At 72.5% G+C, this 15091-nt stretch carries 10 protein-coding genes; 5 read left to right on the top strand and 5 right to left on the bottom strand.

Annotation, left to right across the window (positions count from 1 at the left end; all coding sequences use genetic code 11):
- Positions 1-2 precede the first annotated feature (2 nt).
- A complete protein-coding gene (locus tag OHA30_RS16045) occupies positions 3-1031 on the bottom strand; it encodes a hypothetical protein (RefSeq protein ID WP_405785574.1) in 1029 nt (342 codons plus the stop codon).
- Between the two features lie 83 nt (positions 1032-1114).
- Positions 1115-4807 carry a prenyltransferase/squalene oxidase repeat-containing protein gene (locus OHA30_RS16040; RefSeq protein ID WP_328914521.1) on the bottom strand — a complete coding sequence of 1231 codons (3693 nt, stop codon included), beginning with the start codon at positions 4805-4807 and terminating at the stop codon, positions 1115-1117.
- Positions 4808-5356: 549 nt separating this feature from the next.
- Here OHA30_RS16040 and OHA30_RS16035 point away from each other — a divergent pair.
- Positions 5357-6802, top strand: coding sequence for a hypothetical protein (locus OHA30_RS16035; protein WP_328914520.1), 1446 nt, complete (start codon positions 5357-5359; stop codon positions 6800-6802).
- Between the two features lie 71 nt (positions 6803-6873).
- Here OHA30_RS16035 and OHA30_RS16030 read toward each other — a convergent pair whose 3' ends face one another.
- On the bottom strand, positions 6874-7047 hold the full coding sequence (locus OHA30_RS16030) for a CsbD family protein (protein ID WP_328914519.1): 174 nt from the start codon (positions 7045-7047) through the stop codon (positions 6874-6876).
- A 215-nt stretch (positions 7048-7262) separates the two neighbouring features.
- Here OHA30_RS16030 and OHA30_RS16025 point away from each other — a divergent pair, with 215 nt between their 5' ends.
- From OHA30_RS16025 to OHA30_RS16015, 3 genes are all read left to right on the top strand, one after another.
- A complete protein-coding gene (locus OHA30_RS16025) occupies positions 7263-7682 on the top strand; it encodes a MerR family transcriptional regulator (RefSeq protein ID WP_405785575.1) in 420 nt (139 codons plus the stop codon).
- 322 nt (positions 7683-8004) lie between these two features.
- On the top strand, positions 8005-8208 hold the full coding sequence (locus OHA30_RS16020; protein WP_328914518.1) for a cold-shock protein: 204 nt from the start codon (positions 8005-8007) through the stop codon (positions 8206-8208).
- A gap of 203 nt (positions 8209-8411) precedes the next feature.
- A complete protein-coding gene (locus tag OHA30_RS16015; protein WP_328914517.1) occupies positions 8412-9911 on the top strand; it encodes a DEAD/DEAH box helicase in 1500 nt (499 codons plus the stop codon).
- A gap of 80 nt (positions 9912-9991) precedes the next feature.
- On the opposite strand, the gene OHA30_RS16010 is transcribed toward OHA30_RS16015, so the two are convergent.
- Together OHA30_RS16010 and OHA30_RS16005 are read right to left on the bottom strand one after the other, a co-directional pair.
- Entirely contained in the window at positions 9992-11227 is a 1236-nt protein-coding gene (locus OHA30_RS16010) for an IS30 family transposase (protein WP_443045123.1), read from the bottom strand.
- Between the two features lie 354 nt (positions 11228-11581).
- Complete coding sequence (locus OHA30_RS16005; protein WP_328914516.1) at positions 11582-13438, bottom strand: galactose-binding domain-containing protein; 1857 nt, start codon at positions 13436-13438, stop codon at positions 11582-11584.
- A 339-nt stretch (positions 13439-13777) separates the two neighbouring features.
- Here OHA30_RS16005 and OHA30_RS16000 point away from each other — a divergent pair, with 339 nt between their 5' ends.
- A complete protein-coding gene (locus tag OHA30_RS16000; protein ID WP_328914515.1) occupies positions 13778-14911 on the top strand; it encodes a hypothetical protein in 1134 nt (377 codons plus the stop codon).
- The last annotated feature ends 180 nt before the right edge of the window (positions 14912-15091 follow it).

Raw genomic sequence — 15091 nt, 5'->3', positions numbered from 1 at the left:
CGCTACTCCGCCCGCCGGCGCTGCCGTACCCGGACGACCGTCACCGAGGCGATCAGGGCGACGACGACCGCGGTGATCACGAACGGCAGGACCGAGCCCGAGGAGTGGTGGGCCGCGGCGGTCGGTGCCGCGTCCACGACGGCCGGGTGGGACGACGACGAACCGTCCGGCGTTTCGGTGGGACCGGGGGAGACGGCGGCCGTGGACGCGCCGGCCCCGACGGTCGGCGTGGCCCCGGCGGCGGTCGGCGAGCCCGAGGCGGTCGGGGCCGCCGGGGCGGTCGCGGTCGGGTTCGGGGTGCCGGTGGCCGGGGAGCCGGGGGCGTGCGAGGCCCCGGCTCCGCTTCCGGCCGGGTGGGTCGCCGGGGCACCGGCGGTCGGCGCCTTGGTCGGCGGCTTCGTCGTGGGATGCGACCCCGAGCCCCCGCTGGAGCCCGACCCCGACCCCGACCCCGACCCCGACCCCGACCCCGACCCCGACCCCGACCCCGACCCCGAACCACTGTCCGTCGGCGCGGTGTTGCGCGCCCGTACGGTGTCGGGTGAGAACGTCGGCCGGCCCTGGGTGCCCTGGATGTTCGTGGCGCCGAAGATCCACAGATCGACGCTGCCCGGCTTGGGGTGGTAACTCATCGCGCCGAGCCGGCTGTACGTCCAGGAGTTCTGCCCGGGGTCGGCGTGCCAGTACGACCAGTAGGCGGTGGCCGGCGGGGTCAGCACGCAGGAGTCCTGCGCCGGGGCCGGGTACTGCTTGCCGCTCTGGTAACCGCCGTACCCGATCCGGCAGATGAAGGCCGGACCGTCGTGCGCGGTGCCGGTGGTCTGCCAGCCGCCCTGGTTGAGCAGTTCGTAGCCGGTGGTGGGGGTCGAGCCGCACGAACGCAGCAGCGGGCCGCCCCAGTGGCTGAAGTCCACGGCCAGCACCACGCCCGAGGACGTGGTGCACCGGCCGATCGGCAGCGGCGCCGCGGCGACCGGCCCGGCGCCCGCGACCGCCGTGCCGAGCACGGCGGTCAGCAGCAGGGCGAGCACTGCGGCGAACCGCCTTGCGCGCTGGGGGCGTTGACCCCCGGCCCGCGCCGTGAGGTCCCCGGCCGTACGCCGTCGCACTCGGATCACTGGTGCCTCCCGTTCGTCCCCGCCCTGCGCCGGGCCGCGACGACCGTGCCGCCGGCGGCCAGCAGCAGGCCCGCGAGCCCGGCCAGCGCCAGTGCGTCGGTGCCGGTCGCGGCGAGCGAACCGCCGCCGGAGCCGCCGTTCCCGGAGTCCGACCCGCCGTCCGACGTACCGCCCGAGCCGGAGCCGCCGTTCGAGGCCCCGCCCGAGCCGGAGCCCGATCCGTCGCCCGGAGCGATCGCCTGCACCAGCGTGGTCAGCGAGGTCCCGGCCAGCGCGGGTACGGCCTGCGTGGTGGACCGGGTGTCGGAGTCACCGGCCTCCGTGGTGATCCGGAAGCCGCCGTCGGTGTTCTGCGTCGACCGCAGGAACTCCTGCCCGGTACGGGCCTGTTCGGGCCGCCCCTTACTGGTGGCGAGCAGCGCCTGCACGGCCAGGCCCGTCGAGTTGGCGTTGACGCCCGCCGCGCCGGGGTAACCGCCGCCCTTCTGCTGCGACTTCACCAGGTACGCGCGGCCCGCGGCGACCGCGGCGTCCTGTCCGGGCACCAGCGTCAGCGCCTGCACGGCGTAGCCGGTGGTGTCCACGTCGGAGACGCAGTCGGTGCCGGGCGTGAACAGCGCGGAGGAGAAACCGCCGTCCTTGCACTGGAGTTGGGTGAGCCGGGTGACGACCGCGGCCGGCGGGGTGACTCCGGCCCTGGCCAGCGCCAGTACGCCGAGGGACTGCGACACGGTCGAGTACGCCTGCGTGAAGTCGCCCGGCGCCGTGCAGGCGCCGTCGTCGGTCGCGGCGGCGCACACATGGCCGGTGAGCGTCGCGATCAGATCGAAGCCGCCGAAGCCGCGCGGGTCCCGGCCCGTGACCTCCGCGAGCACCGCGAGCTTGGCCGCCGCGCCGGTGTACGGGCCCGGGTAGGCCGAGGTGCCCGCCGGGTCGGCGTAGTCGGCGGCGTGGTCCGCGAGGTAGCCGGTGACCTTCGTCAGCGCGGTGTCCTGACCGCCGGCCGCGGCCAGCGCGAGCGCGAGGTCGGCGCTCAGCCCGTAGTCGGGGCCGTAGGAGTTGGCGAGGTGGTCACCGCCGCCGAGCTGCTTGACCAGGTACGCCGCCCCGGCCGCCGCGGCCTTCTGGTCGCGCAGGTCCCGCAGCAGCGTCCCGAAGGACGTGCCGACGCTGCCGCCGACCGCCTGCGCCGAGGCGCGCACGTCGGATTCGGTCGAGGAAGAGTCCGAGGCGACCCGGAAGCCGCCGTCGGAGTTCTGCTCGTGGGCCAGGAAGGCGCGGGCCGCGGCGATCTGCTCGGCGTACTTCGCCGGGTCCAGGCTGAGCCCCTGGACGGCCAGGGCCGCGGAGTTGACCGAGTCGCCGGCCGCGCCGGGGAAGCCGCCGTCGGCCTGCTGCTGCCCGGCGATCCAGGCCGCGCCCTTGGCGACCGCCTGAGCGGCGGCGTTCCCGGGCACCAGGTCGAGGGCCATGATCGCCATCGCCGTGCTGTCCACCTCGGGCTCGCCGTTGGACGGGATCAGGCTCGGGAAGCCGCCGCCGGCCAGCTGGAGGCTCTCCAGGTAGGCGATCGGCGCGGCCGCCTTGGCGTCGTCGCCCGCGCGCGACTGGGCGATGACGCCGAGCGACTGGGAGAAGACCGAGGGGGCGTTGGCGTAATTGCCCGCGGCGGCGCAGCCCTTCGTGGTGTCCGCCTTGGCGCAGACCAGAGCGTCCAGCGCGGCGATCAGGTCGTGGCCGCCGAACGACCGCGGGTCGTACCCGGTGACCTGGGCGAGGACCGCCTCCTTGCCGATCGAGCCGCCGCTCGCGTAGGGGGTGCCGATGGCCGTCCAGGCGTCGATACCGCGGCCGGAGCCGTCCGTGCCGTGCTGGAGGAATTCGGTGATCCGCTCCAGTGCCGCGTCGTTGCCGCCGGTCGCGGCGAGCGAGAAGACCGTGTCGATGGTCAGACCGAAGTCCGCGAAACCGGTGCCGGGGAAGGACTCGTAGTAGTGGCCGTCGAGCAGCCGGTCCCGGTCGACCAGGTAGGACACGCCCTTGACCAGGTCGGGCGAGGCCCCGGCGGGCGGGGTGGTCGGCGGCGTCGTGGGAGGGGTCGTCGGCGGTGTCGTCGGCGGCGTGGTGGGCGGAGTCGTCGGGGGTGTGGTCGGCGGCGTGGTGGGCTGGTCCGGGTCGTAGACGTAACGGCCCAGGTCGATCCCGGTGACGGCGAACACCGCCTGCGGGGTGGCGTACAGGTCCGGGTCGGTGCTCGCCGCGTCGGCCGTGAAGCCGCCGTCGTCGGTCTGCCGGGCCGCCACCCATGCGCGGGCCTTCGCCGCCCGGTCGTCGTCGCCGAGCGCGAGCAGCGCCTGCGCGGCGGACGAGGTCGTCCCGGTGTCGCCGGTGCCCGCGCCCGGGCACAGCTCGTAACCGCCGTCGTCCGCCTGCTGCTTGATCAGGAACGCCTCGGCGCTGTCCAGCGTGGCGCCGGTGCCGGCCACCTGCCGCAGGGCGAGTACGGCCTCGCCTGTGGTCGTGACGTCCGACCCGCAGAACTCGCCGGGGACGACCATGGAACCGGCGAAACCGCCGTCCTTGCACTGGAGTTGGGTCAGCCGGGTGACGGTCGAGGCCGGCGGGGTGACGCCGCCGCGGGCCAGCGCCAGCACTCCGAGCGCCTGCGCCTCGGGCGCGAAGGCGCCGTGGAAGTCACCGGCCGCCGTGCAGTAGCCGAGGCTGCCCGCCGCGTCGCAGACGTTGTCGGTGAGCGCGGCCAGCAGGTCGTGGCCGCCGACGTCGGTCGGGTCGCCGCCCAGGACCTCGGTGAGCAGGGCGAGTTTGGCGGCCGCCGCCGGACTGGGCGCGGCCGAGGCGCCCTCGGGCCAGACGTACTCGGTGACGTGCGCGGTCAGATAGGCGTCGATCGCGCCGATCGTGTCCTTACGCTCCCGCGCGGCGGCCAGCGCGAGGGCCACGTCGGCGGTGCGGTTGAAGTCGGCGGTCTCCCAGTTCTCGTTGTAGACGTGGTCGCCGTCGGTGAGCTGCCCCACCAGCCAGGTCGCGGCGGCCGGCAGGTCGGCCGTGCCCGCGGGGGCCGTCGGGCTGGTCGGGGGTGTGGTCGGCGGAGTGGTGGGGGCGCCCTCCGCGCGGACCGAGGCCGGGGTGAAGGAGGGGCCGCCGGTCGTGCCGCCGACATCGGTCGGGCCGAAGACCCACGCCTCGACCTCGCCGTCCAGCGGCACGTCGCTCAGCGCGCCGCGCGGGCTGTACGTCCAGGTGTCCTGGCCGCGCGGGGCGATCCAGAACGACCAGTACGCCGACGGCAGCGGGGTCGTCGTGCAGGGCTCCTCGGCGGCGGTCGGGTACGCGGCGCCGCCGTCGTAGGCGTCGACGCCGATCCGGCAGATGAAGCCGGGGCCGTCGTGGACCGTCCCGGTGGTGGTGAACCCGGCGTTGTGCAGCAGGTTCATCCCCGTCGTCGGGTGCGCGTCGCAGCCGCGCACGACCGGGCCGCCCCAGTGGCCGTAGTCCACCGCGACGATCGCGCCCGTGGTGGACGTGCAGTCGCCGAGCGGGTCCGCGCTCGCGGGCGCCGCCGCCGACAGCAGGCCGGCCGCGGCCGTGCCGAGGGTGAGCACGGCCGCCGTGAACAGCGTGAACGCGCGCGGCTGTCCGTGACGGCGACGCCTGACGAGATGAAGCACCGGTGGGCCCCCTGGTCGGCCGGCGGGGAGGGCGGGCCGCGGAGCCGTACGCCCCCGTGCCGGGGCCGTACCGTCGTCCGCGCCGTAGTCCTCGACGGCGATCGTGACTTGCGTGTTCAGCGCAGGTGGTCCGGCTCGCCCGCCTCGGCGGCGGGCCTACGGTTGCGGGTCAGCGCCGGAATTCGACCGGCTTCCCCTGGCTGCTGAATCGGAAATGCGTTTCATGTGAACACGGCGGCCGAGGGCGCGTCAACGCCGTGCGCAGTCGCCTTCGCCACTCTCCCGGCGCCCTTGCGCGCCCGCCGCACTGCGTTAGCCTCACCGTGTCACCGACCGGGGGAACCCGGTGTGATTCCGGGGCTGACGCGCAACGGTGTAGCCGGTCATGGGGTGTTGAGGCCCCGGTCGGCTCAGCCCGATCACCCGTTCGGCGACGCAGCACCGCGGAAGCCTGACCACGCGATCGGGCGGCGACCGCCTCGGCACGAGGTGGTCCGAGCGGACCCGGGGCCGGGGCGTACGGCGCCCCTCACCCGAGGAGCCCTTCCCATGACCGCGCTCACCTCTGTGTTCACCACCCGCACCGCGCACCGGCCCGGCAGACGGGCGCTCGCGCTCACCGTCCCGCTGGCCGTCGGCGCCCTCGTCCTCGCGTCCGCACCCGCCGGCGCGACCTCGACCCCGGCCCAGATCGCCACCTCCAAGGCCAACGGGGTCGGTTACCTCAAGACCCTCCAGGCGTCCGACGGCAGCTTCGCCGGCAGCGGGCTCTCCAACGAGTGGGCGTTCAGCGCGCTGGCCGCCGCGGGCACCGCCGCCGTGGACCTCGCTCCGGGCGGTGACACCACCAAGAACGCCCGTACCGTCTACCGGGGCCAACTCGCGGCCTCCTCCTGGCCCAGCGCCTCACCGGTCGTCACCGACTACGAGCGCGGCACCCTCAACGCGTACGCCGCGGGCATCGATCCGGCCCGGGTCGGCACCGGCCGCAATCTGATCGCGGACATCGCCTCGTACTGGCAGACGTCCTCGCCCGGTTACTACGGTCCCCCGGCGAACTTCAACGGGACGGTCTTCGCGCTGCTCGCGCTGGGCGGCGCGAAGACCCAAGGAGGCGTACAGCGCGTGCCGCAGGCGCTGCTCGACGCCTCGGTCGCCGTGGTCCGGGCCAACGAGCACAACGACGGCGGCTGGAACTACGGCCAGGCCGCGGGCAATCCGACCTCGCTCGCCGCCACCAGCGACATCGACATGACGGGCGCGACGCTGGCCTCCCTGTGCGTCAGCGGGGTGGCCAACACCGACCCGGCCGTGGTGGCGGGCAAGAACTTCCTCAAGGGCAAGCTGGTCAACGGCTCCGGGGCGTTCAACTCGATGTTCGGCGCCAACAGCGACTCCAACGGCTGGGCGGTGTCCGGTCTGAACGCCTGCGGATTCAACCCCCAGGGCGCCGACTTCACCACGCCCGCCGGCAAGACGCCCCTGGACTTCCTCCTCGCCCAGCAGTTCAACCCCGCCGGCGGCTTCAAGTACCTGCCGACGGACACCTCGCCCTCCGCGTACTCCTCCATCGACGCCCTGCGCGCGGTCGCCGGAGGCGGCTTCACCGCCGCGCCGCCGACCCCGGTGACGGCCGGGGCACCGCGCTGGGTCGGCACCACGGACTTCACCAGCGGCGCCACCAGTCCGCTCGCGCTGGTCGTGGACGACGGCACGGGCACGCTGCGGGTCTGCTCGGTGCCCGTGACGGCCGGTGGCGCCACCACCACGCTGGGCGCCGTGCTGGACGCCGCGAAGGCCGCGGCCACCCCCAGCGGCTGCGTGACCTCTCTCACCCCGGCGACCGGCAGCGGCACGATCACCGCGCTGAACGGCACGGCGAACGCCGGCGCTGCCACCTGGCGGGCCGGTCTCGACGGCTCGGCCCTCGTGGCCGCCTCCCGGGGCACGACCGTGCACCTCGGGGACACGGTGTATCTGCGCTACGGAAGCTGAACGGACGCGGGAGGCGCCTCCCCCACCTGGTGGGGGAGGCACCTCCCGTCCCGTACGGGCCGTGCGCCGGGTCAGTGCTTGAAGGCGTCCTTGGCCTTCTGCGCTGCCTGGCGCATGCTGCCCTTGGTCCGCTCGGCGCGGCCCTCGGCTTCCATGTTCTTGTCGCCGGAGGCGCCGCCCGCGGCCTCCTTGGCCCTTCCCTTGGCCTCCTGGGCCTTGGCCTTGGCCTTGTCGCTGGCGCTCATGAGGACTTCCTTCCGTCGGCTCGGTACCACTGGCCACCGGCTGTCACCGGCCTCCCCGTCGGAGCGCCTGCCCGGGCCGACCCCGGGGAAACACGTCCGGCCGGGCCCGCGGAAACGCCCGGGCCGACCCGGCGCAGACGCGCCGCGTCCCGGCACCTCGTCCACCGGCCCGGGAAAATCTGTCGTTGGTAGGCTAGGGATAGTGAGCTCGTGCGATGAGGTATCGGGCCTCTCGACGGGTCTTGGACGAGGTGCAAGTGTCCCCAGAAGCCAAACAGCACGCCACCGACCGTTTCGACGACGACGACTACCCCGCGTACACCATGGGGCGCGCCGCCGACATGATCGGTGCCACTCCCGGCTTCCTGCGGGCCATCGGCGAGGCCCGCTTGATCGCGCCCCTGCGCTCCGACGGCGGGCACCGCCGCTACTCCCGCTACCAGTTGCGTATCGCCGCCCGCGCCCGGGAGCTCGTGGACGCCGGCACCCCGATCGAGGCCGCGTGCCGCATCGTCATCCTGGAGGACCAGCTCGAAGAGGCCCTGCGGCTCAACGAGAAGCTGCGCGGGTCCGGGGCCGACAGCGGTGAGCGGGGGCGGGACGGCGGGGACACGGGCGGGACCTCCGAGTCCTGATCCTGCGGTGGCCCCCGGCCCTGGCCCCACGCCGACGGCAGAATATCTGATGTCACCGGAACAGAAATAACTTCGACCCGCGGTGAGGATTTATGCGCCGACCGGCGCAGTGAAATTACTCGCCGCGCCTGACCGCCTGCATCGTGCTACCGTTGTGCTCAGTTGCAGTTGTGGTTCCCAAAAACTTACAAGTGCTCTCGCCGTGTTTCGACCCGGTGGGCGCACTTCTGTATTTCCGGTGTTATTCCGGAGGGGCGATCATCGCGGCGACGCGGAGTCCGCACGGTGTGGGCTCCGGGCACTGCCCCGAAGGAGATATGACATGGCCAGTGGCACCGTGAAGTGGTTCAACGCAGAAAAGGGCTTCGGCTTCATCGAGCAGGACGGCGGCGGCGCCGACGTCTTCGCCCACTACTCGAACATCGCCGCGCAGGGCTTCCGTGAGCTCAGCGAGGGCCAGAAGGTGACCTTCGACGTCACCCAGGGCCAGAAGGGCCCGCAGGCGGAGAACATCGTTCCCGCCTGACCCTCAGGCGTACGGCGCAAGCCGGGGCCCGCACCTTGGGGTGCGGGACCCGGCTCGTCGCTTTTCCCAGGAAAGCCGTTCCCGGAATATTTCCGTGGCCCGGTCGCTTTTTCATTGATGTTCCGGCTCGTTCTTGCGATTCTCCGTGCTGCTCGTTTCCACCGGGAGTTCCTCGATACGTGCCACGTCGAGGAAGGTTCCGTATGAACCGCACCACCCGCACCAACGACCGCTACTCCCGTACCCGTACCGGCGGCGGCTCCGCCGGTTCCTCCGGCCGCGGCTTCCGCTCGCAGGCCCCCACCCGCTCCGGCGGCTCCGGCCGGTCCGGCGCCCCGGCCCGCTCCGGTGGCTACGGCCGCCGCCCGGCCGCTCCGCAGGGTGAATTCGCCCTGCCGGTCACCGTCACCCCCGGCCTGCCGCCCGCCGCGACCTTCGCGGAGATGGACATGCCCGCCGCGCTGGTGAAGATGCTGGTCAGCCTGGGTGTCAACGAGCCGTTCCCGATCCAGTCCGCCACCCTGCCGAATTCGCTGGCCGGGCGTGACGTGCTGGGCCGCGGCCGTACCGGCTCCGGCAAGACCCTCGCCTTCGGCCTGGCGATGCTCGTCCGCACGGCCGGACAGCGGGCCGAGCCCCGGCAGCCGCTGGCCCTGGTCCTGGTCCCCACCCGTGAGCTGGCCCAGCAGGTCACCGACGCGCTCACCCCGTACGCCCGCTCGCTGCGGCTGCGGATCGCCACGGTGGTCGGCGGCATGTCGATCGGCCGCCAGGCCGGCGCGCTGCGCGGCGGCGCCGAGATCGTCGTCGCGACGCCCGGACGGCTCAAGGACCTGATCGAGCGCGGCGACTGCCGGCTGGACCGGGTCGCGATCACCGTGCTGGACGAGGCCGACCAGATGGCCGACATGGGCTTCATGCCGCAGGTCACCGAGCTGCTCGACCAGGTGCGCCCCGGCGGCCAGCGGATGCTGTTCTCGGCGACCCTGGACCGCAATGTCGACCTGCTGGTCCGCCGCTACCTCCAGGACCCGGTCGTCCACTCGGTCGACCCCTCGTCGGCCACGGTCACCACGATGGACCACCACGTGCTGCATGTGCACGGCGCCGACAAGTACGCCACCACCACGGAGATCGCCGCCCGCGACGGGCGGGTGCTGATGTTCCTGGACACCAAGCACGCGGTGGACCGGCTGGTCGAGCACCTGCTCAACAGCGGGGTACGGGCGGCGGCGCTGCACGGCGGCAAGTCGCAGCCGCAGCGCACCCGCACCCTGGAGCAGTTCAAGAACGGGCACGTCACGGCCCTGGTGGCCACCAATGTCGCCGCCCGCGGCATCCACGTCGACAACCTCGACCTGGTCGTCAACGTCGACCCGCCGAGCGACCACAAGGACTATCTGCACCGCGGCGGCCGTACCGCCCGCGCGGGCGAGTCCGGCAGCGTCGTCACCCTCGTGCTGCCCAACCAGCGCCGCGAGATGACCCGGCTGATGGCCGCCGCGGGCATCACCCCGCAGACCACGCAGGTGCGCTCCGGCGAGGCCGAGCTGACCCGGATCACCGGGGCGCAGGCGCCTTCCGGGGTGCCGGTCACCATCACCGTGCCGGTGGTGGAGCGGGCCAAGCGCAGCGCGCAGTCGGCCCGCGGCCGGCGCAGCCGCCCGGCCCAGTACCGCCGCTCCTCGGCCGCGTCCGTCTAGCGGTCGGCCGAACGGCTGATTTCTCCGGGCCCCGGGGTCGTACGCTTGGGTTCATGGGGTCGTCGCAACACCGCCTGGTTTCAGGTGGTGAGTAGATCACGTAGGCGCTCGGCTGGGGTATCCCAGTCGAGTGTCTTGCGTGGGCGGCCGTTGAGTTCCTGGGCGACGTGTTCGAGGTCTTCGGGGCTGTGGATGCTGAGGTCGGTTCCCTTCGGGAAGTACTGGCGGAGCAGGCCGTTGGTGTTTTCGTTGGAGCCGCGTTGCCAGGGTGAGGCGGGGTCGCAGAAGTAGACGGGCATGCCTGTGGCCATGGTGAACTGCTGGTGGCGTGCCATCTCGCTGCCCTGGTCCCAGGTGAGGGAGCCGCGCAGGTGGGCGGGCAGGGTCTGGATCGTGGCGACGAGGCCGTCGCGGACGGTTTCGGCGTCGTGGGCTGCGCCGGGCAGGTGGACCAGCATGGTGTAGCGGGTGGTCCGCTCGACCAGGGTGGCGATCGCGGAGCGCCCGCCCGCGCCGATGATCAGATCGCCTTCCCAGTGGCCGGGCACCGCCCGGTCCTCGATATCGGCGGGGCGGTCGCTGATCATCACCATCGGGTCGGTGAACCGTGGTGTGCGCCGCTGCGGGTCGCGGCGTGGTTTGCGGCGGGTCCGGCCGGAACGGACGGCGGCCTGCACTTCCCGCCTCAGGCCGCCACGGGCCTGGAAGTACAGTGCCTGGTAGATCGTTTCCACGCTCACCCGCATGCTCCGGTCGTCGGGATGCTCCTTGAACAGAGCGTGGCAGATCTGCTCCGGTGACCACCGCCTGCGCAGTCCGTCCTGGACGAAGCGGCGCAGCCGTCCCTCGCGCAGTAGTTTGCGGTCCTTGGGCCGGGGCCTGCGCGCGGCAGCGGCGCGGTGGGCGGCGTAGGGCTGGTAGCCCCCGGTGCCGGAGTTCGTGTCGATCTCCCGCTTGACCGTGCTCGCCGGCCGCCCCAGGGCACGCCCGATCGCCCGCAGCGACCAGCCCAGCGCACGCAGATCGCGGATCTGTTCGCGCTCGGCCAGTGTCAGAAATCGCGGATGCAGTTGCTTTTCCAGGGCTGGCAGGCCCACCGGTACTGTGGTCACACCGCCCATCGTGACGGTCCCGGTGGTGTAGTCGACACGGCGGCCGTCGGCATAGGTGCGTGTGGTGCCGCTCTTCTTGACGCCCCAGTCCCAGTCCTTGGCCGTGCGCTCGTTCACACCGACCTGCCGGGCCGCCACCCGGCGTGCGACACCGGCGGCCCGAAGCCGCTCGTACTCATCCCGCCCGGGATGCCGCCGCGGCAGGCGCACCGAGCCCTGTCCGGCCTTCCGGGCCCAGCCGAAAGCAGTGTTCCGGTTCACCCCCAGCTCACGGGCCACCACCGTCACGTTCCCCACAGCATCCAGCCGCGCAAGGAAACGCTCCCGCAACCCCACACGATCCCCACACTCAACGCCCACAGTCCCCGCAACTCCCACAGATCGCAGGTGTTGCGAGGACCGTTAGAACCCAAGACGTCGACCCCGGGGCCCGTTCATGTCTCCGGCGCGGGGGGAGCCGCGAAGGAGGGGAACGCCCTTGGTGCGCCCGTCGGCGCGCCAAGGGCGTTCGGTCAGCTGTTCTCGGTCGGCTGTTGTCGACCGGGTGCCGCGGACGGATCAGGTGCCGTAGACCTGGAACTCCCACAGCGAGTACCCGTACTGGGTCGACCTGGCCGTGCCGTACAGGCGTACGTAGCGGCCCGATCCGGTCACCGGGATCGTCTGGACGCCGCCGGTGCTGGTGGTCGTCGAGTAGACGGTGGTCCAGGTGGAGCCGTTCGCCGAGGTCTGGATCTGGTAGGCCGTGCCGTACGCGGCCTCCCAGTTGAGCACGACCTGGCTGATGGTGTGGCTGGCGCCGAGGTCGACCTGGAGCCACTGCGGGTCGGAGAACCCGCTCGACCACCGGGTGCCGGTGTTGCCGTCGACCGCGTTCGGGGCCGTGAAGCTGTCGTTCTCACTGGAGGACGCGGTGGCCGTCTTGCCCTGCGAGAGCAGGGTGGCGGGGCCGCCGGGATTGCCCGGGTTGCCGGGGTCGCCGCCGCCGGACGTCGGTGTGCCGTAGAGCGCGAATTCGTACAGCGAGTCGCCGTACTGCGAGGCTCTGCTCGTGGCGTAGATCCGGACATAGCGTCCGGTGCCGGAGAGCGCGGTGTCCTGGATGTCGGCCGGACTGTTGTTGTTGCTGTAGACCGTGGTCCAGGTCGAGCCGTTGGCGGATGTCTGTATCTGGTAGGCCGATGCAGAGGCCGCCTCCCAGGTCACGGTGGCGTGCGTCAGGTTGTACGACTGGCCGAGGTCGACCTGGAGCCACTGCGGGTCGCTGAAGCCGCTCGACCAGCGGGTGGTGATGTCGCCGTCCGTGGCGTTCGACGCCGGGAACAGGGCGCTCTCCGCCGAGGAGGCCGTGGTGGGCTTGCCCTGGGCGATGTTGGCGCCGAAGTTGCCCGCCGGCGGCTTGTTGTAGACGGCGACGTAGTCGATGTTCATCTGGCCGCCGGAAACGGTGGCCGCGTTGGGGCCGCCGCCGAACGCGGCCGGGAAGCCGCCGCCGATCGCCAGGTCGAAGATGATGTAGAAGCTGTGGTCGACCGCGTTGGCCCACGCCGTGGCGTCGACCTGGTTCGACTTGAGGGTGAAGTAGTTCGCGCCGTCGAGGTACCAGCGGATCTGCTCGGGTGAGGTCGAGCGGTCGACCTCCACCGCGTAGGTGTGGTAACCGGTCTGGCAGCCGGCGCAGGCGTGCTCGCCGCTGCCGACCCCGCTGGTCTCGTTGCAGGGACCACCGCTGCCGACACCGCAGTGCAGCGTGCCGAAGACCGAGCTGCGGCCGTTGATGTCCTCCAGGATGTCGACCTCGCCGGAGCCGGGCCACGGGACGCCGACCCGCAGCGGCGAGCCCAGCATCCAGAACGCGGGCCAGTATCCGGCGCCGTTCGCCGTGGTGACGTTCGGCTGCTGGATGGACGCCTGCATCCGGACCACGCCGCCGGGCTGGGCGCCGAAGCCGTCGGCCTGCGTCTCGACCCGGCCGGAGGTCCAGCCGGAGTTGGGGTCGGTGCCCGAGTGCAGGGCCTTGAGCACCAGGTGGCCGTTGCCGTCCTGGTACACGTTGGCCGTGCTGTTGGTCATCGTCTCGATCTCACCGGTGCCGAAGGTCCAGCCGTCACCCGCGTCGTAACGCCAGGTGTCGGTGTTCAGACCGGTGTTGGCGGCGCCGCTGAAGTCGTCGCTCCAGGCGGTGGTGAAGCCGGCCGGCGGCGCGGGTACGGCGGCGGGCGCGGCTGCGGGCGCGGCCTGGGCCTGTGCCGCGGAGAGTGCGGCGCGGGCGGGGGCCTGGGCGGAGGCGGTGGGGGAGCCCGTCAGGGTGACCGTCGCGAGGGCGACGACGGCCGCCAGACCGACCGTGATCCGACCGCCCGTTCGGCGCGGCAGGAGGCGCGCGCGCCTATTTCGGGAACTTCGAGTCCACATGCGTACTCTTTCTCCTTTTGTGGGGGCGGCGGGTCCGCGTCCGGCCGGGACGGGGGCACGCCGTTGTGGGGGATGGAGAGGGTGAGAGCGCTCTCAGGAGAGTGTTCCTCCGCTCGGAGCGCTGTCAAGAGAACCGGCAACGTTTACGGAACATCAGTTGCCCGGCCGCTGGTCCGGCGTCGGCGGGCCGTCAAGCGGACGTGGTGAACCGGGAGTTCAGGCCCGCTTCAGGGCCCGGAAGCCCTGCGGTCATGGCCGGGGACGGCTGAAAATCGCCGTTGCCGTGCTGTGCCGCGATCGTCCTTACGGTGTACATCGGGGGGCGGCATAATCGCCGGTATGACGATCTCCGGGGCCCAGACGTCCGCTTCCGCCGAGGCGCGGGCGTCCGCCGGGCCGGTCGCTCTGCTCCGCGGGTTCGTGGTCAGCGGCATGGTCGGCGCCGCGCTGGCGGGCGTGGTGGTCGGGTCGGTGATCAAGGAGCTTCGTCCGGCGCTGATCGGCGCCGGCCTCGCGGTTCTCGTCGTCGTCTTCGTGGTCGTCCTCAACAGCTGGCGGCGGGCGAGACTGCCCGAGCCGCAGCGGCTGACGGCGCTCGCCGTCATCGAGAGCCGGCGCGCGGGCGGCAGCGAAACCGGGGACATACCCGTCCAGTTCGAGCTGACGGTCGCGCCGGAGGGCGGCCCGGCGTTCCGGTCCGAGGCCCGGATGGACATCAACCTCGTCGACATCCCCGACTATCCGCCGGGCCGGATGCTGGTCGTCACCTACCGCGTCGACCGGCCGTGGAAGGTCAAGATCGTCGACCGGCCGTCGCCGGAGTGGGCGCGGCGGGTGGCCGAGGAGTCGGTGGACTCCGCCCCCGAGTCCGCCAAGGTCGAATCGCCCCCCATGGGAGGCGGGTTGTGTCTGCTGACCGTCCTGGGACTCCTGGTCGGCGGGGCGCTCGTCGTACTGCTCTACCGGGGGGACCTTTTCAAGGACGACGTTCCGGCCAAGTCCTCCGCGTCCCCGACGGTGTCGTCCTCCACGTCGTCCACGAGTACGTCGTTCACGGTGACCGGGACCGGCTTCACGTCGTCGGCGACCGTCTCGGGGTCCGGCGAACCACTGCTGCGGGAGGGCGAGATGCGCCGTACCTCCGAGAGCCTGATCTCCGCCACCGGCACACCCGACGTCCTCGAACTCACCATCGGCGCCCGGACCATGACGCTGCGCGGCGGCATCCCCCTGACCCTGGGCCCCGATCCGCTGATCGACGTACGGGCGATTCCGTACGAGCGGCTGCCCGCGCTGATCCACCAGGCGCGCACGACGCTGGGCGTCAAGGCCCCCACGTCCTGGCGGCTGACCGTCGGCAAGGACGCGAAGAGCGGGAAGACGGTCATCCGGGTGTCGGTGAAGGACGATCACGGGTCGGTGTCCCTGGAGGCGGACGCGGGGGCCCATGTCACCGCGCGCCACCCGCGCTGAGGCCGGCGGGGTGTTCACCGTTCCGCGCGGGGCCGAGGTACGACTTTCCGCGCGCGGCGGAGGTACGGCTTTTCGCGCGGGGCGGACGTGCGGCTTTTCGCGCGGGGCGGACGTGCGGCTTTTCGCGCGGGGCCGGTGTTCTCCGTACGGGCCGCGTCCGCGGACCGGCGTGGCCGCATA

Source organism: Streptomyces sp. NBC_00223, from assembly GCF_036199905.1.
Taxonomy (GTDB): domain Bacteria; phylum Actinomycetota; class Actinomycetes; order Streptomycetales; family Streptomycetaceae; genus Actinacidiphila.
The sequence above is the reverse complement of the archived record's forward strand: the minus strand, read 5'-3'. Positions and strand labels throughout refer to the sequence as shown.

Excerpts from the sequence above, each read along its gene's own strand:
- OHA30_RS16035 (WP_328914520.1), top strand. The coding sequence starts at position 5,357 with ATGACCGCGCTCACCTCTGTGTTCACCACCCGCACCGCGCACCGGCCC.
- OHA30_RS16030 (WP_328914519.1), bottom strand. The coding sequence starts at position 7,047 with ATGAGCGCCAGCGACAAGGCCAAGGCCAAGGCCCAGGAGGCCAAGGGA.
- OHA30_RS16025 (WP_405785575.1), top strand. The coding sequence starts at position 7,263 with ATGAGGTATCGGGCCTCTCGACGGGTCTTGGACGAGGTGCAAGTGTCC.
- OHA30_RS16020 (WP_328914518.1), top strand. The coding sequence starts at position 8,005 with ATGGCCAGTGGCACCGTGAAGTGGTTCAACGCAGAAAAGGGCTTCGGC.
- OHA30_RS16015 (WP_328914517.1), top strand. The coding sequence starts at position 8,412 with ATGAACCGCACCACCCGCACCAACGACCGCTACTCCCGTACCCGTACC.
- OHA30_RS16005 (WP_328914516.1), bottom strand. The coding sequence starts at position 13,438 with ATGTGGACTCGAAGTTCCCGAAATAGGCGCGCGCGCCTCCTGCCGCGC.
- OHA30_RS16000 (WP_328914515.1), top strand. The coding sequence starts at position 13,778 with ATGACGATCTCCGGGGCCCAGACGTCCGCTTCCGCCGAGGCGCGGGCG.